Source organism: Aeromonas sp. A600620 (assembly GCF_029479985.1).
GTDB lineage: Bacteria > Pseudomonadota > Gammaproteobacteria > Enterobacterales > Aeromonadaceae > Aeromonas > Aeromonas veronii_A.
In genome coordinates this window covers 23,642-44,479 of sequence record NZ_JAAKXB010000011.1, presented here as the reverse complement: position 1 = coordinate 44,479, position 20,838 = coordinate 23,642, and the positions used below count along the sequence as shown (strand labels likewise).

Genomic DNA, 20,838 nt, shown 5'->3' with positions numbered 1-20,838 from the left:
AAGTAAGTTACATAACAAGCCGGTTGTGGAGTGGTGAGGGAAATACATGTTCTGAATCGGCCTGTTATTTGACCTTGCGCAGACAATCTGGGTAGATTGTCACCCTAAGATGACGGAGCATATGTTGTAATCGCACAACAATAAGTGAGGTCGTCTAGCACCCCGGATGGGTGTCAGGCACCAACAAGATAAGGATGTGGAATGAACGAAAAGTACGCCGCACTACGCGCCAACGTAGGTATGCTGGGTCAGCTGCTGGGTAAATCCATCAAGGATCATCAGGGTCAGGCCTTTCTCGACAAGATCGAAACCATTCGCCAATTGGCCAAGTCCTCCCGCAAGGGCAATGAATCAGACCGGGAACGTCTGCTCGATACCCTGCGCACCCTGAGCGATGATGAACTGCTGCCGGTGGCCCGCGCCTTCAGCCAGTTCCTCAATCTGGCCAACGTGGCGGAACAGTTCCACACCATCTCCCGTCGCTGTGAAGAGCAGGTCTGCACCCCGGACCCGCTGGAGCAGATGTTCGACAAGCTGAAAGCGTCTAACCTGTCGCAAGAGGCCATCATTCAGGCCGTGCGCGAGCTGGATATCGATCTGGTGCTGACCGCTCACCCCACCGAGGTGACCCGTCGCACCCTGATCCACAAGCACGTACAGCTCAACGACTGCCTCGAGGCGCTGGAGCTCTCCGACCTGCTGCCCCGCGAGCGGGACAAGATCCTCAATCGCATCGAGCAGCTCATCAATCAGGCGTGGCACACCAACGAGATCCGCGAACAGCGCCCGACTCCGGTCGACGAGGCCAAGTGGGGCTTCGCCGTGGTGGAGAACAGCCTGTGGCCTGCCATCCCCGAATTCATGCGCAATCTGGACGAGCGTCTGCAACACCATCTGGGTGTGCGGCTGCCGCTGGATGCCGCGCCGGTCAAGTTCACCTCCTGGATGGGCGGTGACCGCGACGGCAACCCCTTCGTCACCGCCAAGGTGACTGCCGAAGTGCTGGAGCTGGGCCGCTGGATGGCGGTGAGCCTGTTCTACAAAGACATCAAGGAGCTCACCTCCGAGCTCTCCATGTCCGACTGTACCGACGCCGTGCGCGCTCGCGTTGGCGATCACCCCGAGCCCTACCGTGCGCTGGTGCGCGAGCTGCGTGAAGCGCTGCGCGAAACCAAGGAGCATCTCACTGCCAAGGTGCAGGGTCAGGCGAGCGAGAGCCAGGATCTGGTCAAGACTACCGCCCAGCTGCGCGAGCCGCTGGAGCTCTGCTACCACTCACTGCACGCCTGCGGCATGGGCAACATCGCCGATGGCATGCTGCTGGATGTGCTGCGCAAGGTCGCCTGTTTCGGCATCCATCTGGTCAAGCTGGATATCCGTCAGGATGGCGAGCGTCACGGGCTGGTCTTCTCCGAGCTGACCCGCTATCTGGGTCTGGGTGACTACGCCGAGTGGAGCGAAGATGACAAGCAGGCCTTCCTGCTCAACGAACTGAACTCTCGCCGCCCGCTCATTCCCCACGACTGGGAACCGAGCGCCGAGGTGCGCGAGACGCTCGATACCTGTCAGGTTATCGCCGAGCACGACCCCGATGCGTTCGGCATCTACATCATCTCCATGGCCGGTGCGCCGTCCGATGTGCTGTCGGTGCAACTGCTGCTCAAAGAGGCGGGCTGCAAGTTCCGCATGCCGGTCGCCCCGCTGTTTGAAACCCAGGATGACCTGATGGCAGGCACCGCCGTGATGGAGCGTCTGCTCTCGGTGGACTGGTATCGTGGCTACATCCAGGGTCGTCAGTACGTGATGATCGGCTACTCCGATTCTGCCAAGGATGCCGGCATGATGGCTGCTGGCTGGGCCCAGTACGCCGCCATGGAATCCCTGGTGGGACTTGCCGAAGCCAACAATATCCGCCTCACCCTGTTCCATGGCCGTGGCGGTACCGTCGGTCGTGGTGGTGCGCCTGCCCATCAGGCCATCCTCTCCCAGCCGCCGGGATCCCTGCGCGGCGGTCTGCGTACCACCGAACAGGGGGAGATGATCCGCTTCAAGTTCGGTCTGCCGAAAGTGGCGATCAAGAGTCTGGAGCTCTACACCAGCGCCGTGCTGGAAGGGAACCTGCTGCCACCGCCCAAGCCGAAAGAGTGCTGGCGCGAGGTGATGGAACAGCTGGCCGCCGACTCCTGCGAGCACTACCGCAGTATCGTGCGCGGTCATCCGGACTTCGTCCCTTACTTCCGTGCCGCCACCCCGGAGATGGAGCTCGGCAAGCTGCCGCTCGGCTCCCGTCCCTCCAAGCGCAAGCCCAACGGCGGCGTCGAGAGCCTGCGCGCCATTCCGTGGATCTTCGCCTGGACCCAGAACCGCCTGATGCTGCCGGCCTGGCTCGGTGCCCACAAGGCGCTGCAACAGGCCATCGACGGCGGCAAGCTGGCGGTGCTGGAAGAGATGAGCGCCCAGTGGCCCTTCTTCCGCACTCGCCTCGAGATGCTGGAGATGGTGTTCCTCAAAGCGGACGTCTGGCTCGCCGAGTACTACGACACCCGTCTGGTGCCGCAGGAGCTGTGGGGCCTTGGCAAACAGCTGCGTCAGGAGCTCGCCGAATCTATTGAAGTGGTGCTGAAACTGAGCCCGCGCGGGGATCTGCTGGAGGATCAGCCCTGGATCAAGGAGTCCATCAAGCTGCGCAACCCCTACACAGACCCGCTCAACGTGCTGCAGGCCGAGCTGCTCAACCGCTCCCGCAACCACCCGGAGACCCTGCACCCCGAGCTGGACAAGGCGCTGATGGTCACCATCGCCGGTATTGCCGCAGGTATGCGCAATACGGGTTGATAGCCAGCCCAAGCAAGAGGCTTTAGTTATATCTATCAAGCCAAAGGGCGCCAATAAGGCGCCCTTTGTTTTTTTGTTGCCCGGCAGAATTCGGCTCGATGGGAGCCTCACCCATGTTTTGGGCGGTATTTTGTAGGGTGCAATAAGCACAGCGCATTGCACCGCTCGAAAATGCTCTTTGCCTAGTCTCGTCCTGTGTTTCATAGGGCAAGTGGCACAATTCACCTTGTTAATTGCACCCTACGTATTATCGGTGATGGGTACATATTTCCCCTCCGGCTTGCATCCCTCGCCATGCAGGCGCAGACTGTTTGGCCTTGTTTTTATGCGATTCGATTCAAGGCAACCATCATGACTCCTGCCATCAACCTGCTGAAGAAGCTAAAAATTCCCCACAAGCTCTACCCCTACGAGTGCGAAGCCCACGACGATTTCGGCAAGCATGCCGCGACCCAGCTCGGGCTGCCGGAGGCGCAGGTGTTCAAGACTCTGGTTGCCCATCACGACAAGCAGGCGGTGGTGGCCATCGTTCCCTCATCCGGCATGTGCAGTCTGAAGCAGCTGGCCAAGGCGACTGGCCTCAAGAAGGTGGAGATGATGAAACCGGCGGAAGCGGAGAAGCTGACCGGTTACAAGGTGGGTGGCATCAGCCCGCTGGCCCAGAAGAAGCTGCTGCCCACCGTGCTCGACGAGTCGGCGCTGCAGTTTGACGAGATCCTGGTGAGCGGCGGCAAGCGCGGCCTCTCGGTCGGTGTGGCGCCGCAGGATATGCTGACGCTGATGAAGTGGATCGCCGCTCCCATCGGCGAAGAGTAGTGCCGGGCACGTTGTGAACCTGTTCTCCGGGCCTGTGGTGGCCCGGATAGCCCCACCTGTGAGCGGGCGCGTGCCCTGTGCTCAACGGGGTGCGTGCCAGTCTATAATGGGTGAACCCCGTTGTATGAGTTCAGCCATGATGTACCGACTTCTGTTGCTTTGCCTCTGTTTATCCCTCCCCTCTGCCTTGCTGGCTGCCACCCGTTTTACCCTGCTCAGCCCTGAAAACAGTCAGGATATGCGGATGCGTTATTACCGTGAGGTGATGCAGCTGGCGCTAGAGAAAACTCGCCCCGAATATGGCGACTACGAGTTGCTGGACTCCCTGCCGATGAACAAGGCGCGGATGCGGATCGAGGTGCAGGAGCAGGGCAAAAACGCCCTCTTTATTGTCGACAGCTGGCCTTATCAGGGGGAGGCAGTGGCGGATCAGGTGGCATCGATCCCGTTCCCGATCGATATGGGGATCCTCGGCTATCGGGTCTGTTTCGTCGGCTCGGATCGTGCTGCCGAGCTGGCGCGGGTGAACACCCTGGATCAGTTGCGCCACTTCACTCAAGGGGTGGGCACCGGCTGGCAGGATGCGGTGATCCTGCGCAACGGCGGGCTGACTGTGCATGAGGTGGATAACTACGAGTCGCTGTTTCGTATGGTGGCACGAGGGCGCATCGATCTCTTCTGTCGTGGGGCCAACGAGATCCTGTCGGAGTGGCAATCTCATCAGGGCAAGGTGGCCGGTTTGACGGTCGATCGCCATCTGGCCCTTTTCTATCCGCTGATCCACGTGTTCTACAGCAATGCCCGCTACGTTCAGGAGCGCGAGCGCCTTGAGCGCGGTCTGCAACTGGCCTGGCAGGATGGTTCGCTCAAACGGCTCTGGCGCCATCACTTCCAACCCTCGCTGGTGTTTGCCAATCTGGGGGCTCGCCAGATTGTCCGGCTCGGCAATCCGCAGTTACCCAAGGACGGTTTTGACTATCGCCCCTACCTTTACAACCCGCTGACGGATGATTTCGGTTCACAACCCTGAGCCGGGTTATCAGGTGCGCAGCTCTGATAGAGTAAGGGAGAGATCATTGCCGCAAAGGAGATGGCCCATGCACGCATCTGCCCTCTCCTTGCTCTTCATCGCGTTGCTGCTGCCTGCCACCGGCGGTGCAGCCCCGGTCTTTACGCTGCGTACCTGCCTCGAAAACAGTGACTCCTACCCCTGGCTGCTGCAATCGGGGGAGGGGATTGTCCAGTATCACCTAAAGGCGGTTGCTACCGCCCTCAATGCCGAGATCGTGCTGACGCCGCTGCCGTGGAAGCGCTGCCTCTCTCGGGTGAGCAGTGGCCAGATGGATGCGGCCATCAAGATGAGTTACAGCGTCGAGCGGGCGACCAGGGTGGGGGTCTATCCCATGCGTGAGGGCAAACCCGACCCCGCCAAGCGGCTGCTGACCGAGAGCTACAGCCTCTACCAGCTAAAGGGGGGCAAGAGCCTGTGGGATGGCACCACCCTCAGGATCAAGGGCATGGTGGCGGCCCAGTCGGGATTCTCCATCGTCGACTGGTTGCAGGCTGCGGGAGCCGAGGTGGATGACTCCAGCCGTGACCCGCTGATCATGTTGAAAAAGCTGGTGATGGATCGGGCGCAGGCGACCGCCATCCAGACCGAGGTGGCCGACAGCATTCTGGCGGCCCATCCCGCGTTGCAGGCCCGTATCGAGCGGCTGTCGCCGGTACTGGTGGAGAAGCCCTACTATCTGGTCTTCTCTCACCGCTTCTATCAATCTCATCCCCGACAAAGCCGGCAGGCGTGGGATGCTATCGAGCAGGTGCGCGACTCTGCTGCCTATCAGCGTTATGCCACATCGCTCAGAAGCACACCTCCGGTGGGGGAGTAGGCTGATGGATGCGACTGGCCGAAAAGTGGAGGAGAGCGTGGGGTGGCGGCAGGGCCGAGCGGCCAAGCTAGGGGCTACACTGAAAGAACCCCTTCAGCCAAGGCGCGGTTTATGTCACCCCTGCATCTGCTGGCTGCCGCTCTGCTCTGCATGTTGTCGCTGACCGGACAGGCGGCCACCCGGTTTACCTATATCAGCCCGGAGAGCGAGCGGGACCCGCGCACCACTTATGATCGGGAGCTGCTGCGGCTCGCCCTCGACAAGACCCGCGACCAGTTTGGCGACTATCTGTTGGAGCCTGCGCCGCCCATGACCAAGGCGCGCGAGCGGGTCAGCATGCAGCTCGACAACTATCCCAACCTCTTTGTAATGGACAGCTACAGCAGCACCCGCGAGGATCTGGGGCTCGCCTATGTCCGTTTTCCCATCCATCTGGGCATCGTCAGCTACCGCATCTGTTTTGTCAGCCCGCAGCAAAAGGGGGCGGTGAGCAAAGTGACCGACCTCAAGGGGCTGCGCCAGTTCACCTTCGGTCAGGGCAAGGGGTGGCTGGATGTGGATATCCTGCGTTACGCCGGGATGGAGGTGGTGGAAGTGGAGGGGTACGAAAAGCTGTTCAAAATGGTGGCGCGGGGCCGCTTCGATCTCTTCTGCCGCGGGGTGAGCGAGCTGCGCAGCGAGCAGCTGACCCACAAGGAGATGACGGACCTGCTGGTGGATGATGCATTGTTGATCTACTACCCGCTGCCCCGGGTTTTCTACACCAATCCCAACAATCGCGAGGCGCTGCAGCGGGTCGAGCGGGGGTTGCAGCTGGCGTGGCAGGATGGCTCGCTACAGGCGCTGTGGCGCAAGAGCTTTGGCCCGGCCATCGCCTTTGCCAAGCTCTCCCAGCGCCGACTGCTGCGACTGGATAACCCCTTCCTCGACGGGATCAGCTTCGATTTCCGCCCCTACTTCTACAATCCGCAGACCGATCGCTTCGGCGATTACTGAGGTGCCTGCCGCTGGCGGCAGAGGGCCAACCAGGCCTCGGCGGTGCGGGAGAGATAGCGCTCGCTCGGCCAGATCACCCCGAGTCGCCAGCTCAATTCGGGCTCCAGCGGCCGCAGCACCAGACCATCCGGGGTCAGCCGGTGGCAGACCGGCTCCGGCAAGAAGGCGACCCCCATGCCGCTGCGTACCATGGCGGTGAGAAAATCCCACTGGCTGCTGCGCGCCGCCACCTGCGGCACAAAGCCCGCCTCCTGACATGCCTGCTCCAGCCGCTCGCTCAGGGTAAACGCCTGGGTATAGAGCAGGAAGGGCTCCTCCTGCAGGGACTCCAGCCGCAGCGGCGTCTCGCCATGCCAGCGGGGTTGATCAGGCAGCACTACCCGGATCGGGTATTGATCCAGCTCCAGCGCGCTGAGGGCCCCCCCCTCTTTGGTCGGCAGCATGGTGATGGCGAGATCCAGCTCCCCCTCCAGCACCGCCTGTTCGATACGGCGACCGCCATACTCCACCAGGGTCAGCTCCACCTTGGGATAGCGGGTGCGGTAGGCGCGGATCAGATCCGCATAGACGTGACCCACCATGGGGGGAATGCCGAGGGTGAGGCGACCGTGTTGCAGGCTCTGCAGATCCGCCAGTTCGGCCTCCAGCTGCTGCATCTCCGCCAAGATGGTCTGGGCCCGGTTGAACAGCACCTGGCCGCTGTCGGTCAGGGTGAAGCGGCGCCCTTCCCGGTTGAGCAGGGGTTGGCCCAGCTCCTCTTCGATATTGCGGATCATCTTGCTGATGGTGGGCTGGGTGACGAACAGCTTTTCAGAGGCGCGGGTGAAGCTTTTTTCCCGCACCAGTTCGACAAAATAGCGCAGGGCGCGAATATCCATGGACTCTCTCGACTCGTGTTGGCGGGTACGGGATGAAGTATGCCTATGCGGCATGAATTTGATAATTTTAATTCATTTCTGGCAGGTTTTGCTCAACTCTATACTGTGAGCCGGTTCACAGAAAGACGATGATCATGAAAGCCCTCTGCTTGCGCTGGTTACAGACTCCCTTCCAGATTGTGTTGCTGGCAGCCATCTGGCTGCTGGCCGATACCGCGGTGCGTACCCTCCATCTGCCGCTGCCCGCCAACCTCACCGGCATGTTGTTGCTGCTGGCCTGCATCCTGCTCGGAGTGGTCAAGGCCGAGTGGTTCAGTGCCGGTGCGCGCTGGCTGCTGGCCGAGATGCTGCTCTTCTTCGTCCCCGCCGTGGTAGCGGTGGTCAACTATCAGGAGCTGCTGCTGCAAGAGGGGTGGCGCATCATGGTGGTGCTGCTGGTGAGCACCACCCTGGTACTCGGCACCACGGCGCTGGTGGTGGATCGGGTTTACCGCCTCGAACTGAAACTGGCCCGCTGGAGTCGCCGTCATGTCTGATACCCTGCTCGGGCTGATCTGTTTCGCCCTCACCCTGCTCTTCTACTACGCCAGCAAATGGCTCTACGGCAAAAAGCGGATCCTGCCGCTGATGCCGCTGCTGCTGGCGCCGACCCTGCTGGTGGCCGTGGTGCTGCTGTTCCACATCCCCTATCAGGATTACATGGCGGAATCCCACTGGCTGCTCTGGCTGCTGGGCCCCGCCACCGTTGCCTTCGCCGTGCCGGTCTACGAGAACCGCCAGCTCATTCGCCGCCACTGGCTGTCGCTGTCGGTAGGGGTGGTCGCATCGGTCATCATGGCGGTGGGGAGTACCGTGCTGCTGGCCCGCTGGCTGGATCTCTCCGACATGTTGCAGCGCAGTCTGGCGATGCGCTCCATCACTACGCCGTTTGCGGTGGAGGCGACCCGCGCCATCGGCGGTCAGAGCGATCTCACCGCGCTGTTTGTGGTGCTGACCGGGGTGATTGGTATGGCGGTGGGGGAGAGTGTGCTCACCGTGCTGGCCATTCGCAGTCGCCTCGGCAAGGGGGCGGGGTTTGGCGCCTCGGCTCACGGCGCCGGCACTGCCAGGGCTTATCAGATGGGTAATGAGGAGGGAGTGGTCTCCAGCATGGTGATGATGATCGCCGGTATGGTGACAGTGCTGCTGGCGCCCCTGCTGGGCCGGATGTTCTGGTAGGCCTGGCTTCCCTTTAGAAGGCTGCTCGCCCCGGCGCTACACTCTAGTGAGCGTGTATTCCCGGGATGAGCAGTATGACCTTTCATCGCCTCGCTTCCTGCTTGCTGCTGTGCAGTCTTTCCCTCCTTGCCACTCCCCTAAGGGCGAGCGACGTCATCACTCATATCAGCCCCGAGAGCGATCGGGACTTGCGTACCCTCTACTTTCGCGATCTGTTGCAGCTGGCGCTGGAGAAGACCCGCGACAGCTTCGGTGACTACGAGCTGCGGACCGCACCGCCTATGAACCGTATCCGGATGAGACAGATTGTGCAGACTCAGCAATACCCCAATCTGTTTGTGGCCGACAGTCTGCGTCCGGCCGCAGAGAGCGGAGCGCTGGATTACGTCCGCTTTCCGGTGGAGCTGGGCATCCTCGGTTATCGCATCTGCTTTGTCAGTCCGCAGCAGGCCGACGCAGTGGCAAGGGTCAATACCCTGACCGAGCTGCAGCAATTTCTGCACGGGCAGGGGCGTGGCTGGCAGGATGCGGAGATCCTGCGTCATGGGGGATTCAAGGTGCAGGAGGTCGACGGTTACGAGCGGCTGTTCAAGCTGGTGGCCCGTGGCCGCATCGATCTCTTCTGCCGCGGTGCCAACGAGCTCTTTATCGAGCAGGAGCAGCACAGTGATCTGCCCGGCCTCACCGTGGATCGGCGAGTGGCGCTGCACTATCCCTTCCTCCATCTCTTCTACACCCACAAGGATAATCAGGCCGCCATCCGCCGCCTCTCGGTCGGCCTCAAGCTGGCGTGGCGGGATGGCTCGCTGCAACAGCTCTGGCTGTGCCACTTCAAACCTTCCCTCGAGCAGGCGCAGCTCCCCAGACGCCTGTTGTTCGAGTTGGCCAATCCGCGCCTTGATAAGGTGGACTTTGATTATAGGGCCTACCACTACAACCCCGTTGACGGGACGTTCGGGCCCGGGCTGCCTTGAACCTGATGGTGTTGTTAGCGGATAAAGGGCCGTCTCTGCTGATGTGCTAAACCATGCCAAAAAGGCATGTTTTTTATTATTTAAATTCATTTTTTGATGGTTGTTGCGCTGCATATACTGGGGGTCGCTTCACGGTTCAGGTTTGCTCCTGTCCGCTTCTGGCTTGCGCGAGTGAGCCTGAATCGTCCTGCTGCGGCGTCTTGATGTTCTGCATGAAGGCGTCCATCACTGGGCCGGGATCGATCCCGGCAGGTATTACAGCTGACGGAGCCTTGTTATGTTTAATCCCCACTCTTGCGCCCTGATTGTCGAAGGGGGCGCGATGCGCGGCATCTTTGCCAGCGGCGTGCTCGATGCGTTTGTCGAAAGTCACCACTACCCGTTCGATTTCGTCATGGGCGTCTCGGCCGGTGCCACCAATCTGGTCTCTTATCTGAGCGAGCAGCCGCGCCGCAGCCACCACATCATCACCGAGCTGGCTTGCAGCTCCCGGTTTCTCGATCCCCTGCGCTTTGTCAAAGGGGGCGATCTGGTGGACATCGGCTGGCTGTGGCAAGCCAGTCGCCATCGCTTCCCGCTCGATCTCGAGACTTTCTGCGCCCGCGACATTCCCTTCTATGCGGTGGCGACCGATGTGGCGAGCGGCAAGGCCATCTATCTGCCGGTGCGGCCCGACAACATGGATGAGGTGCTGACCGCCACCTGCGCCCTGCCGGTGGTGCAGCATGATACCCCCTGTGTCGATGGTCGCCCCATGGCCGATGGCGGCATCAGCGACTCCATTCCGGTGATCGAGGCCTATCGGCGCGGTGCACGGCGGATGACAGTGGTGCTGTCGGAACCCCGGGGCTATCGCAAGAAGCCGGCCCGTTTCTGCTGGATGGTCAAAGCCTTGCTGAAAACCCAGCCTGCACTGGCGCAAGCTATGCTGGAGCGGGATCGCGCCTACAACCGGGCGCTCGATTTCATCGCCAATCCCCCTGCCGATTGCGACATCGAGGTGATCGCGCCACCGACCGATTTCATGGTCTCCCGTTTTACCCAGGATCCGATCAAGCTGGAGTCCGGCTATCTGCAGGGTTACTGGCAGGGGCGCCAGAGCGTGCTGCGGGCAGTCAGGACTGTACGTGCCGCTTAGCGGCAACCTGGTGTCTTTAAACGTTGCCACCCTCTGAGGCAGGTCACTGAATCGGGGGCGCTGGCGTGGTTAAATGGTCGGCTCACATCTTGCCGGATATTGCTGTGACCATGCCATCTGACCTTCAGCCGCTGCTCGCTTGGCCTGACTATCTGCAGGCCTCCTGGCTGCGCTGCGCCCACCAGACCAGTGCCACCCTCTGGCATCCACCCCACAGCGCCAAGGGGCAGACCTTGCAGAGCCTGCGCCAGCGCAAACGGGATCTGCTCACCACCGGCGAGATGGCCCTCGAAGATCTCTACGAATTTATGGAGGGGCGCCCCTGCGCCCTGCTGCTCACCGACGAGAGCGGCTGCCTGCTGGCCCGGACCGGCCACCCCGCCACCCTGCGCGAGCTGGCGGCGCTGGGGTTTGGCCCCGGCGCCTTCTTCAGCGAGGGGCGTATCGGCACCAATGCCATCAATCTGGCCGCGTTGGAGGGCGTGCCGCTCTGCGTCAGCGGTGCTCAACACTTCAATCAGACCCTCCACCCGTGGCACAGCTGTGCCAGCCCGGTCTACAACAGCAATGGCCGTCAGGTCGCCATCATCGCGTTGATCTGCAAGGTGGAGGAGGCGAGCGCCGGCGATCTGGCGCTCACCGTCAGCGCCGGGCGCGAGCTGGCCCATCTGCTGCAGATGGAGACCCTGATGCAGGAGTCCCAGCACCACCTGAGCGAGCTTTACGCCCTGCTCGATGGCATGGATGACGGCGTACTGGCTTGGGATCCGCAGGGCCGACTGCGCTACCTCAACGCGTTGGCGGCACACCGGCTGCGGCTCGATCCGGCGCTCTGTCTCGGCCAGCCGCTGGAGCAGCACCTGCTGCTACCCCAGCGGTTGCAGCTGGCCATCAGGGGGCAGACGCCGCTCAGCCATGTGGAGGTGACGCTGGAGCGGCTCGGCGCGCAGGAGGGGGAGTTTATCAATGCGTTGGTGAGCCTCAAGCCGCTGCCGGGGCCGGAGGGGGTCAGCTTTATCGCCCTGCTGCACCCGGTCGATCGGCTGCGGGCCATTCACCAGTTGCGCCAGACGGTGCCCGAGTTGTCGGCGCTGGTGGGGGAGTCGAGCGCCATGCGCAAGCTGCTGCGCTACGCCCGGCAGGCGGCCCAGAGTCAGGGGCCGATCCTGCTGCGCGGCGAGGAGGAGGTGGGCAAGGCCCAGCTGGCGGAGGCGATCCACTTTGGCAGTGAGCGGGCCGCCGGGCCGCTCATTACCCTCAACTGCAAGGCGCTGCCGAGCGAGCGGATGGCGCTGGAGCTGATGGGTTCCGACGAGGCGGGGCAGGAGCGGGCGGGCAAGTTCGAGCTGGCCCACGGCGGCACGCTCGTGCTGGAGCAGGTGGAGTGCCTCTCTGCCCCCATGCAGGCGGCGCTGCTGCAATTGCTCAAGACCGGCCGCATCCAGCGCTTCGATTCGGCCCGTATCCTGCCGCTCAAGGTGCGGATCATCGCCACCAGCAGCGCTCCGCTGGAGCAGCTGGTGCAGGAGGGGCTGTTTGGCCGCCAGCTGCTCTATGCCTTGCAGGCGTGCGAGCTGTGGCTGCCGGGGCTGCGGGAGCGCGCGGCGGATTTGCCGGGCCTGATCAGCCAGCAGCTAGGGGCGCAGGGGCGCGAGCCGGTGCGCCAGTTCAGTCCGGCGGCCCTCGACTGTCTGCTCGCCTATCCATGGCCCGGCAATCTGGGGGAGCTGCGCAGTGCCGTCGAGCATGCGCTGCTTCACGCCGGTCAGGGGCCGATCCCGCCCGAGGCGCTGCCTGCCGCCATTCGGCACGGCTATCAGCGGGTGGCGGATGAGGTGGTGGGGCAACCGCTGCTCACGCTGGCGGAGCTGGAGCGGCAAGCCATCCTGCGCTGCGCTCACGCCTGCAAGGGACAGGTGAGCCAGATGGCCCAGCATCTGGGCATCAGCCGCACCACCCTGTGGCGGCGGCTCAAGCTGCTCGAGATCGATCCCGCCGACTATCACGGCTGACGGCGACCCGTCGCCAACTGGCCCGCAGAAAACGAAACGGCCCCGCAGTTGCGGGGCCGTTTTTATATGGCAAGGTCAGTGGTGGCGCTGCTACAGCCCCAGTTGGTGGGCGGTGACGATGGCCGCCAGCACATCCTCGGCAGTGACCTTGAACGGCATGTTGTGGATGGTCTCGCCCTCGGCGGTAGAGGCTTTGGCCACCTCCATCAGGCGCGCCATATCCAGCTCCTTGACCCCCATCATATGCAGGTTGGTCGGCAGGCCCACAGAGCGGCAGAAGCCCAACACGGTTTCGATCTCCGCCATCGGCGCGTTCTCCAGCACCAGCTGTACCAGGGTACCGAACGCCACTTTTTCACCGTGGTAGAGGTGGTGACACTCGGCGAGCTGGGTCAGACCGTTGTGGATGGCGTGGGCAGCGGCCAGTCCGCTGCTCTCGAAGCCGATACCGCTCAGATAGGTGTTGGCCTCGATGATGTTCTCCACCGCCTTGGTGCAGAGCCCCTGCTCCACCGCCAGCTTGGCCTTGTAGCCATCGGCCAGCAGGGTCTTGTAGCAGAGCTCGGCGATGGCTTGCGCCGCCAGCGTGGAGGCACCACCGGCCATGGTCTGGCAACCTGACACCTTGTTGGCCCGCGCCTCGAAGTAGGTGGAGAGCGCATCACCCATGCCGGAGACCAACAGCCGTACCGGGGCGCGGGAGACCACGCCGGTATCCATGATGACCATGTTGGGGTTGGTCGGGATCATCAGGTATTCGCTGAACTGCCCCTCCGGGGTGTAGATGACCGCCAGCGCGCTGGTGGGGGCATCGGTGGAGGCGATGGTGGGTACTATGACCACCGGCACCTTCTGGTAGAAGGCGACCGACTTGGCGGTATCCAGCGTTTTGCCGCCGCCGATGCCGATGATGACGTCAAACGGGGTCTGCTGGCAGCGGGCCAGCAGGCGGTCGATCTCGGGGCGGGAGCACTCGCCGTTGAAGCAGTCGAACTCCGGCTTGATACCGGCGCCGTGGAAGCTGGTGGCTACGGTATCGCCCACCAGCTTGGTGACGAAGGCGTCGGCCAGAATAAGCGGCTTGCTGCCGAGCGCCTTGACGTAGTTGCCGATATTGGCGAGGGCCCCGTTGCCTTGCACGTATTTGCTGGGGCTGATGATAATGCGGTCCATATTTTATCCCTCTCTCTTTATGAATTAAGAATCGGGGCGAAGGGGCGGCTGTGCCGGGGACTCCTTCGTCTTGAATGAAGCTGCACAGGCTCAGCGAGCGAGTGCAGCCCTTGAAACAGTGGCGTGCGGCGTCAGTCGCCGAAACGCTCGTCGGCCAGCTGCTGGAAGCAGGTCAATGCTGCGGTGGCATCCTCGCCGCGCGCCAGCAGGGTGAGCGCATCGCCCTGACGCACGTTGAGCATGGCGAGCCGGGTCAGGCTGCGGGGATTGGCCTCTTTATCCCCCTTTTGCAGCTTGAGTTCGGCGGCAAAGGGCTTGAGGGCGGCCACCAGTCGGGCGGCGGGGCGCACATGCAGGCCGTGGGGGTTATCCACCACCACCTCGCAGCGCAGCCAGCCGTCGTCGACAACGGGGGCTGTCTCGGTGGCGGCCTGCGCCGCGCTGGCAGGCAGCATCGCCTGTTTCGGGCCCAGCGCGCCGATCGCCTCGGCGGCCACCTCATCCAGCGTCAGGCCGGAACCGGCCGCCACCATGGCGGCCAGGGTACCCTCGACCAGCGGGGCGGGGCAGAGTCGCACCCTCGCGCTCAGCTCCGGGGGCAGCAGTTCGAGGGCGGTCTCGGCGCTGAGCAGGGCGCTGCCCAAGTCCATCAGCACCAGCACGCCGCTGCCGTCGTCCGCTTCTTCAATCGCACTCATCACCGCGATGGCATCGGTACCGATGGGGTGGTCGGGGTCATCGACCCCGGCCGCCAGCAGCAATCGGGCCGGGCTGCCGAGCTGGTCGGCCAGCGCTTTCAAACCGGCCGCCAGCATGGCGCTGTGAGAGACAACTACGATTCCGATCATGTCACAACCTCGCTCTGTCACGCAGGGCGGTCAGCAGCAGCAGGGTCGAGGTGGCCCCAGCATCCTGATGGCCGATACTGCGCTCGCCAAGATAGCTGGCGCGCCCCTTGCGGGCCTGCATCTGGATGGTCGCCTCGGTACCGGCCGCGGCGGCTGCCACCGCTTTATCCAGTGCTTCGTTGAGCGGCAGCTCTTGCTGCTGCGCCTGTTGCAGGGCGGCCAGTGCCGGCCACCAGGCGTCGCACATGGTCTTGTCGCCCGGCTCGGCACGGCCGCGGGAGACGATCCCCTCGACCCCGTCGCTCAGCATTTTGCACAGCTGACTGAGGCTCAGGCTCTGGCAGGCGTCACTGCTGGCCGCCGCCCGGATGAAGAAGGTGCCGTAGAGCGGGCCGCTGGCACCGCCGACCGAGGAGAGCAGGGTCATGCCGGTGGTTTTCAGTACCTGCCCGATATCCTTGTCCGCCACTGCTGGCAGCTTCTCGGCCACCTTGGCGAAGCCGCGCTGCATGTTGAGGCCGTGGTCGCCGTCGCCGATGTCGGTATCCAGCGCGGTGAGGTAGTCACGCTGCTCGGTGAAGATATGCTCGCAGTCGAGCAGCCAGTTGACGATGTGATGCTTGCTTAACATGGGTTCTCCTTAGCAGCCGCGACGCAGGGCGGGGGTGTGAACGGGGGCATCCCACAGGGTCATCAGTTCATCATCCACCTTGAGCAATGTGATGGAGATGCCGGTCATGTCGAGCGAGGTGCAGTAGGGGCCAATCAGGTTGCGCACCAGATGGATGCCCGCCTCCTCGCACAGGGTGGCAAGGCGACCATAGACGCCATAGAGCTCGGAGATGGGGGTGCCGCCGAGGCTGTTAACCAGCGCGATAACCCGATCGCCCTTGTTGAGTGGTTCAATAAAGGTGTGCTCTTCCTGCCAGCTGCCGCTGGTGCGATCCCAGTGGCGCAGGGTACGGCCGTAGGGAGTGTTGTCCGCCAGCTCGCTGAACATGTCGTCCACCAGGGTATTGAGGTCGGTGAAGGGGCGACGTTCGATGCCCGGTTCGCCGTGGATACCGACGCCGAACTCCATCTCGTTGTCCGCCAGAGTGAAGGAGGGCTTGCCAGCGGCCGGCACGGTGCAGGCATGCATGGCCACGCCTATGGTGCGGCTCTGGTTGTTGATGCGGCGGGCCAGCGCCTCGCAGCGGGCAAGGTCATAGCCCGCCTCGGCTGCGGCACCGACCAGCTTCTCGCACAGCACGGTCGTGGCAACCCCACGGCGACCGGCGGTGTAGAGGCTGTCTTTGACCGCCACGTCGTCATCGATCAGGGCGAAGCCCACTTTTACGCCGTCGCCGTGCAGGAGCTCGACCGCGGTCTCGAAGTTGAGCACGTCACCGGTGTAGTTCTTCACCAGAAACAGCACGCCCGCGCCGCCATCAACGGCCTGACCGCACTCGTACATCTGATCCGGGGTCGGAGAGGTAAAGATCTCGCCGGGGCAGGCGCCATCCAGCATCCCTTTGCCCACCAGACCGCCGTGCATCGGCTCGTGGCCGCTGCCACCGCCGGAGACCAGCGCCACCTTACCCATCACGGGGGAGTCGGCGCGGGTGATGTAGTGGGGTTCGATACGTACCTTGAGCTCGGGGTGGGCGGCTGCCATCCCCATCAGTTGTTCACGGACCACAGCATCGACGGCATTGATCAGTTTCTTCATGGCTCACTCCTTGGCTTGCCACCGCACGGGTGGGCAAATGGTTGATGGAGCCAGTCTAACGACAGAAAAAGGGATAAAAATGACGGGTGATTTGGTTCGGATTTGAAACAGCAGAAGGGGGCTCGGTGTTTCAATCTGAAACGGCGCAGGGCTGGCGGGCGGGAAACTGTTAGCTGACTCACAGCCATGAAAAAGGGCCCCGCAGGGCCCTTCGCTACAACCGGAATATGCGGGCGGGTTAGATGGCCCAGCCACCGGCATAGAAGACCACCAGCGCCAGGGCGATGATGACGGTGCCGACGTTCAGCTTCTTCCACTCGGCAGCGAAGATGCGGCCAACGACCAGCGCCACGAAGCCCAGCATGATGCCGGTCACGATGTTGCAGGTGAGCACGATAAAGACGGCACACAGCATGCCGGAGAGCGCATCGACCGAGTCGCTGAAGTCCAGCTTGGTGACGTTGCCCAGCATCAGCAGACCGACATACATCAGCGCCGGTGCGGTGGCGTAAGCCGGTACCAGATAGCTCAGCGGGGAGAGGAAGATCATCAGCAGGAACAGCACGCCGACCAGTGCAGCGGTCAGACCGGTCTTGCCACCGGCCGCGGTGCCTGCGGCGGATTCGATGTAGACGGCCGCCGGAGCACCGCCAACGACGCCTGCCACCATGCTGCTGACGGAGTCGGCAGTCAGGGCCTTGCCGCCGCTGATGATGTGGCCACGTTCGTTGATAAGGCCTGCCTGACCGGCCACGGCACGGATGGTACCGGTTGCGTCAAACACGGCTGTCATCACCAGCGCCAGTACGGTCGGAATGACTACCGGATTGAGGGCGCCCAGCAGATCCATGCTGCCTACCAGCGAGCCTTTCTCGCCAGTCAGGCTCGGCATGGCGAAGAAGCCCTGCCAGGTCACTTTCGGGTCGAAGATAAGGCCGAGGATGGAGATGGCGATGATCACCATCAGGATGCCGCCCGGCACCTTGCGACGCTCCAGACCGAAGATGGCAGCCAGACCCAGCACCGTCATGATGACCGGGAAGGCGGTCACTTCACCCAGTTGTACCGGCAGGCCAGCTCCTTCGTTCTTGATCACCATGCCGACGCCGTTGGTGGCGATCAGCAGCAGGAACAGACCGATACCGATGCCGGTACCGTGAGCGATGCCGGAGGGGAGGTTATCCAGGATCCACTGGCGCACGCCGGTGACGCTGATCAGGGTAAACAGCACACCCATCAGGAAGATGGCGCCCAGCGCGACCGGAATGCTCAGTCCCTGACCCAGCACCAGACTGAAGGCGGTAAAGGCGGTGAGAGAGATGGCGCAACCGATAGCCATCGGCAGCTTGGCCCACAGCCCCATCAGCAGGGAGCCGAAGGCGGCGATCAAACAGGTGGCCACAAACACCGGGCCCTGCTCAAAGCCGGCAGCACCCAGCATATTCGGCACCACTATGATGCTGTAGACCATCGCCAGGAAGGTGGTCAGCCCCGCGACCAGCTCCTGACGCACGCTGCTGCCGCGCGCAGAAATGGAAAAATAAGAGTCCAGAAAGCCGCCAGTCCCTGTTTGGGCGGCCATATCTTGCTTTGCCATAACTAATCCTGAAAGTGTGAAGGAAATCGTTTGCGTTGGTGGCGCGCAAAATAGCAAGAATTCGCGGCAAATACAGCGGATAACCTGACTTTTTCGTCACTATTTTACATTTTGAGTCCATTCGGAGCTCATTCTAAGACTCAAGCGGTGAGAGCGTGTAAGGGAGGGATCAAGCGGTCGGGGGAGGGGAGATCTGTGAGGAAAAAGCGGGGAAAAACAAAAAACCCGCCTAAGCGGGTTTTTTTAAATTCTTGCAGAGCTGTCAGCAGTTGGCATGAGCCATCAGCAGCATGCTCCGGCTTGAATTACAGACCAACTACGTTGGCAGCAGCCGGGCCTTTCTGGCCTTGCTCGATGGTGAACTCAACGCGCTGACCTTCGTCCAGGGTTTTGAAGCTGGTGGACTGGATAGCGGAGAAGTGTACGAACACGTCTTTGCTGCCGTCAGCCGGGGAGATGAAACCAAAACCTTTCTCAGCGTTGAAGAACTTAACGGTACCAGTCATTTTGTTAGACATAATAATTTCCTTAAATAGTGTTGAATGCCACCTAAATGGCAATTTTTGATTTTTCGTCAGCAATACGTATGGGGAGCACTAAAGAAGGAGAATTAATTGATAAGAATTATCCGAGGATAATTCTTATGCTAATCACTGCTTTACTAAAATGACTGCCTAACATAATCAGGTCTGAACTGCCGAACCATCGAGAAAGATTAAAACACGCTCTCATTTTTAAAGCAAACTTTATCTCGATATTAATGTTTTGTAACAGCCAAAAATATCATTTTTTATAGTAAACATGATGCATTTCAACGGCATAGAAAAATCAGTGCAGACTCATATCACCCTGTGGCAAGTCAGATTCGGCTTTTTTGTCCTGACTATGTAGCCAGTTCTGACAAAAAATATGAGAAAAAATGAAAAAGGTGGCGATAGACCGGGGATTGTCAGTTGGCGTTCTCTCTAAGTCACAATGTAAATCACTTCTTTGCTGCTGCGATTAGCTTCTGGGCTGCAAATCAATGGCAGCGCCAAATCTGGCTCATCGAGCATCGCCCAGACATGCAAACGCCCGCAGGCACAAGTGCCAGCGGGCGTTTTGCAAGAAGGGATCAGCGCTTACTGCGAAACTTGTTGCTGACCGAATCAATCCAGCTGAAGGTTTCCGGCAGTACCTGGTTCTTGGCGCGCTCTTTGGCTTTCTCGCGAGCCAGCTTGGAGGCAGCCTTGGCTGCTTCGGCGCGGTCCGCCACAATTTTCAGGCGACCCTCTTCGCGGATCTTGTTCCGCTCTCCGTTGGTCAGCTGGTGGTCTGCATTGGCTTGTGCCTTTTGCAATAACAAGGCTATCTCGGCTTTTTCGGCCTCGGTCAGATCTTTCATTTCCAGCTTTTTCACGGCGCGCTCCTGCGGCAGGGTGGTTAGACACCCTAACACAGTTGTGCCGATCACTTCTTATGCAATCGGCTTTCCGGCAGTAAAAATGCGGGTTTGTGCCAATTTTCCGTTATTTCGCTGCCACTTTCCCGCCTGTTTGCCACATTTCAATTTATGGCGAGCGGTGAGGACAGCTCTTGCTCCTCCGGCTCGACGTGGATCAGCACGATGGCGTGGGGCAACTGCGCCATGATGGCGTGTTCGATGCGATCACAGATATCGTGGGCTTCGCCGATGCTCATCTCCGGGGGCAGGGTGAGATGGAAGTCGATATGGCGACGACGACCGGCACGACGGCTGCGCAGATCGTGAAAACCGCTGGCGGCAGGGCAGCATTCGGTGATGATGCGGCTGGTCATCGCCAGCTCTTCCGGGCTCATGCTCTGGTCGATCAGCGGCTGGAAGGCCTCGTTGAGCATGCTGATCGCCTCTCTGACAATAAAGATGGCGACCGCAATGGCGACCAGCGGATCGAGGATGGCGAGTGAATGGTCGAACAGACCGGCCAGCCAGATCCCGCCAAGACCGACGGCGACACCGGCTGAAGTGAGCACATCCGCCTTGAGATGAAGCGCATCGGCAGCCAGCGCGACCGACTCCTCCTCTCGGGCCACCTTGTAGAGGTAGGCAGAGACGCCGCTGTTGACCAGCGCCGAGATCACCATCACCAGCACGCCCCAGCCAATGCTTTCAATCGGGCTGGGGGTGATCAGCTTGTCGACGGCTTCGAAGATGATCCAGCCCGCGGCCAGCAAGATAAGCAGTGCTTCGATGACGCCGGAGACATTTTCAATCTTGTCGTGACCATAGGGGTGGCGTTCATCGGGCGGGAGATCGGACTTTTTCACCGCGAACAGGGCGATCAGGGCCGCCACCAGATCCATGGCGGAGTGGATCGCCTCCGAGATGATACTGACCGAGCCGCTGGCGAACCCGGCCACCATTTTCATGATGATCAGACTGATATTGGAGCAGACCGACACCATGGCGGCTCTGGTTTTTCTGTTCATGTACAGCTTCCTGAATAAAAACGGATATTTCGGTGCGGCGCGCATTATATCCGGCTGACCGGAAATAACCTATTCGGTGTTGTAACCTGATGTTTCCGATGGTATTGCGAATGCTTATTAAAATGGTGACCTCTTGCGTGGCAATAAATAATGAGAGGGATTTATATTTATCCGTGAAAATATCCAGGTAACGATAGCTTAATATAAGCGTGACAACATTTAATAATGCGAATTACTCTTTTTTGGTCTTTCCTGTCGAGGTCGTTTGGCCTCCCCGCTCAAGGGGCTGCGCGCGACATTTTTTG

Annotated in this window: 19 protein-coding genes; 10 read left to right on the top strand and 9 right to left on the bottom strand. The window is 61.3% G+C overall.

The genetic code is table 11. The features are described from left to right. Positions 1 to 201 precede the first annotated feature (201 nt). The 5 genes from ppc (at position 202) to G5533_RS14110 (ending at position 6,536) form a co-directional block, all read left to right on the top strand. Positions 202 to 2,835 (top strand): phosphoenolpyruvate carboxylase, encoded by a 2,634-nt coding sequence (gene ppc, locus G5533_RS14130; protein ID WP_069554237.1) that lies wholly within the window; start codon positions 202 to 204, stop codon positions 2,833 to 2,835. Between the two features lie 351 nt (positions 2,836 to 3,186). Continuing rightward, the gene (gene ybaK / locus G5533_RS14125; protein WP_005336092.1) at positions 3,187 to 3,651 is read left to right on the top strand and encodes a Cys-tRNA(Pro) deacylase; all 465 of its coding nucleotides are present in this window, start codon (positions 3,187 to 3,189) and stop codon (positions 3,649 to 3,651) included. A gap of 136 nt (positions 3,652 to 3,787) precedes the next feature. Further along, on the top strand, positions 3,788 to 4,681 hold the full coding sequence (locus G5533_RS14120; RefSeq protein WP_216952184.1) for a hypothetical protein: 894 nt from the start codon (positions 3,788 to 3,790) through the stop codon (positions 4,679 to 4,681). A 67-nt stretch (positions 4,682 to 4,748) separates the two neighbouring features. Next, positions 4,749 to 5,540, top strand: a complete 792-nt coding sequence (locus tag G5533_RS14115; protein WP_216952183.1) for a substrate-binding periplasmic protein — start codon at positions 4,749 to 4,751, stop codon at positions 5,538 to 5,540. 111 nt (positions 5,541 to 5,651) lie between these two features. Beyond that, complete coding sequence (locus G5533_RS14110; RefSeq protein WP_216952182.1) at positions 5,652 to 6,536, top strand: transporter substrate-binding domain-containing protein; 885 nt, start codon at positions 5,652 to 5,654, stop codon at positions 6,534 to 6,536. On the opposite strand, the gene G5533_RS14105 is transcribed toward G5533_RS14110, so the two are convergent. Next, a complete protein-coding gene (locus G5533_RS14105; RefSeq protein ID WP_216952181.1) occupies positions 6,530 to 7,414 on the bottom strand; it encodes a LysR family transcriptional regulator in 885 nt (294 codons plus the stop codon). The two genes, G5533_RS14110 and G5533_RS14105, sit on opposite strands and share 7 nt — an antisense overlap. Positions 7,415 to 7,548: 134 nt before the next feature. On the opposite strand from G5533_RS14105, the gene G5533_RS14100 reads away from it, so the two are divergent. The 5 genes from G5533_RS14100 (at position 7,549) to dhaR (ending at position 12,756) form a co-directional block, all read left to right on the top strand. Further along, a complete protein-coding gene (locus G5533_RS14100; protein WP_441254927.1) occupies positions 7,549 to 7,950 on the top strand; it encodes a CidA/LrgA family protein in 402 nt (133 codons plus the stop codon). Continuing rightward, positions 7,943 to 8,632: an LrgB family protein gene (locus tag G5533_RS14095; RefSeq protein ID WP_005341581.1), complete on the top strand. Its 690-nt coding sequence runs from the start codon at positions 7,943 to 7,945 to the stop codon at positions 8,630 to 8,632. Before G5533_RS14100 ends, G5533_RS14095 begins: the two co-directional genes overlap by 8 nt. Before the next feature lie 74 nt (positions 8,633 to 8,706). After that, positions 8,707 to 9,606, top strand: a complete 900-nt coding sequence (locus tag G5533_RS14090; protein ID WP_227341848.1) for a hypothetical protein — start codon at positions 8,707 to 8,709, stop codon at positions 9,604 to 9,606. Positions 9,607 to 9,883: 277 nt separating this feature from the next. After that, positions 9,884 to 10,744, top strand: a complete 861-nt coding sequence (locus G5533_RS14085) for a patatin-like phospholipase family protein (protein WP_216952179.1) — start codon at positions 9,884 to 9,886, stop codon at positions 10,742 to 10,744. A 110-nt stretch (positions 10,745 to 10,854) separates the two neighbouring features. Then, positions 10,855 to 12,756: a dihydroxyacetone kinase operon transcriptional regulator DhaR gene (gene dhaR / locus G5533_RS14080; protein ID WP_421255482.1), complete on the top strand. Its 1,902-nt coding sequence runs from the start codon at positions 10,855 to 10,857 to the stop codon at positions 12,754 to 12,756. Positions 12,757 to 12,846: 90 nt separating this feature from the next. Here dhaR and G5533_RS14075 read toward each other — a convergent pair whose 3' ends face one another. The 8 genes from G5533_RS14075 to G5533_RS14040 all read right to left on the bottom strand — a co-directional run bounded on the left by G5533_RS14075 (position 12,847) and on the right by G5533_RS14040 (position 20,533). Beyond that, positions 12,847 to 13,929, bottom strand: coding sequence for a glycerol dehydrogenase (locus tag G5533_RS14075; RefSeq protein WP_042032199.1), 1,083 nt, complete (start codon positions 13,927 to 13,929; stop codon positions 12,847 to 12,849). A 131-nt stretch (positions 13,930 to 14,060) separates the two neighbouring features. Continuing rightward, on the bottom strand, positions 14,061 to 14,777 hold the full coding sequence (gene dhaM / locus G5533_RS14070; RefSeq protein WP_216952176.1) for a dihydroxyacetone kinase phosphoryl donor subunit DhaM: 717 nt from the start codon (positions 14,775 to 14,777) through the stop codon (positions 14,061 to 14,063). A 1-nt stretch (position 14,778) separates the two neighbouring features. Continuing rightward, positions 14,779 to 15,408 (bottom strand): dihydroxyacetone kinase subunit DhaL, encoded by a 630-nt coding sequence (dhaL, locus tag G5533_RS14065; protein ID WP_021231630.1) that lies wholly within the window; start codon positions 15,406 to 15,408, stop codon positions 14,779 to 14,781. Positions 15,409 to 15,417: 9 nt separating this feature from the next. Then, positions 15,418 to 16,488, bottom strand: coding sequence for a dihydroxyacetone kinase subunit DhaK (gene dhaK / locus G5533_RS14060; protein ID WP_064341830.1), 1,071 nt, complete (start codon positions 16,486 to 16,488; stop codon positions 15,418 to 15,420). A 238-nt stretch (positions 16,489 to 16,726) separates the two neighbouring features. After that, positions 16,727 to 18,085 (bottom strand): NCS2 family permease, encoded by a 1,359-nt coding sequence (locus G5533_RS14055; protein ID WP_421255478.1) that lies wholly within the window; start codon positions 18,083 to 18,085, stop codon positions 16,727 to 16,729. Between the two features lie 305 nt (positions 18,086 to 18,390). Further along, positions 18,391 to 18,603 carry a transcription antiterminator/RNA stability regulator CspE gene (cspE, locus tag G5533_RS14050; RefSeq protein WP_005316548.1) on the bottom strand — a complete coding sequence of 71 codons (213 nt, stop codon included), beginning with the start codon at positions 18,601 to 18,603 and terminating at the stop codon, positions 18,391 to 18,393. A gap of 596 nt (positions 18,604 to 19,199) precedes the next feature. Beyond that, complete coding sequence (gene yjbD, locus G5533_RS14045; RefSeq protein WP_005340165.1) at positions 19,200 to 19,484, bottom strand: DUF3811 domain-containing protein; 285 nt, start codon at positions 19,482 to 19,484, stop codon at positions 19,200 to 19,202. A 146-nt stretch (positions 19,485 to 19,630) separates the two neighbouring features. Further along, on the bottom strand, positions 19,631 to 20,533 hold the full coding sequence (locus G5533_RS14040; RefSeq protein ID WP_268011852.1) for a cation diffusion facilitator family transporter: 903 nt from the start codon (positions 20,531 to 20,533) through the stop codon (positions 19,631 to 19,633). Positions 20,534 to 20,838: the final 305 nt, after the last annotated feature.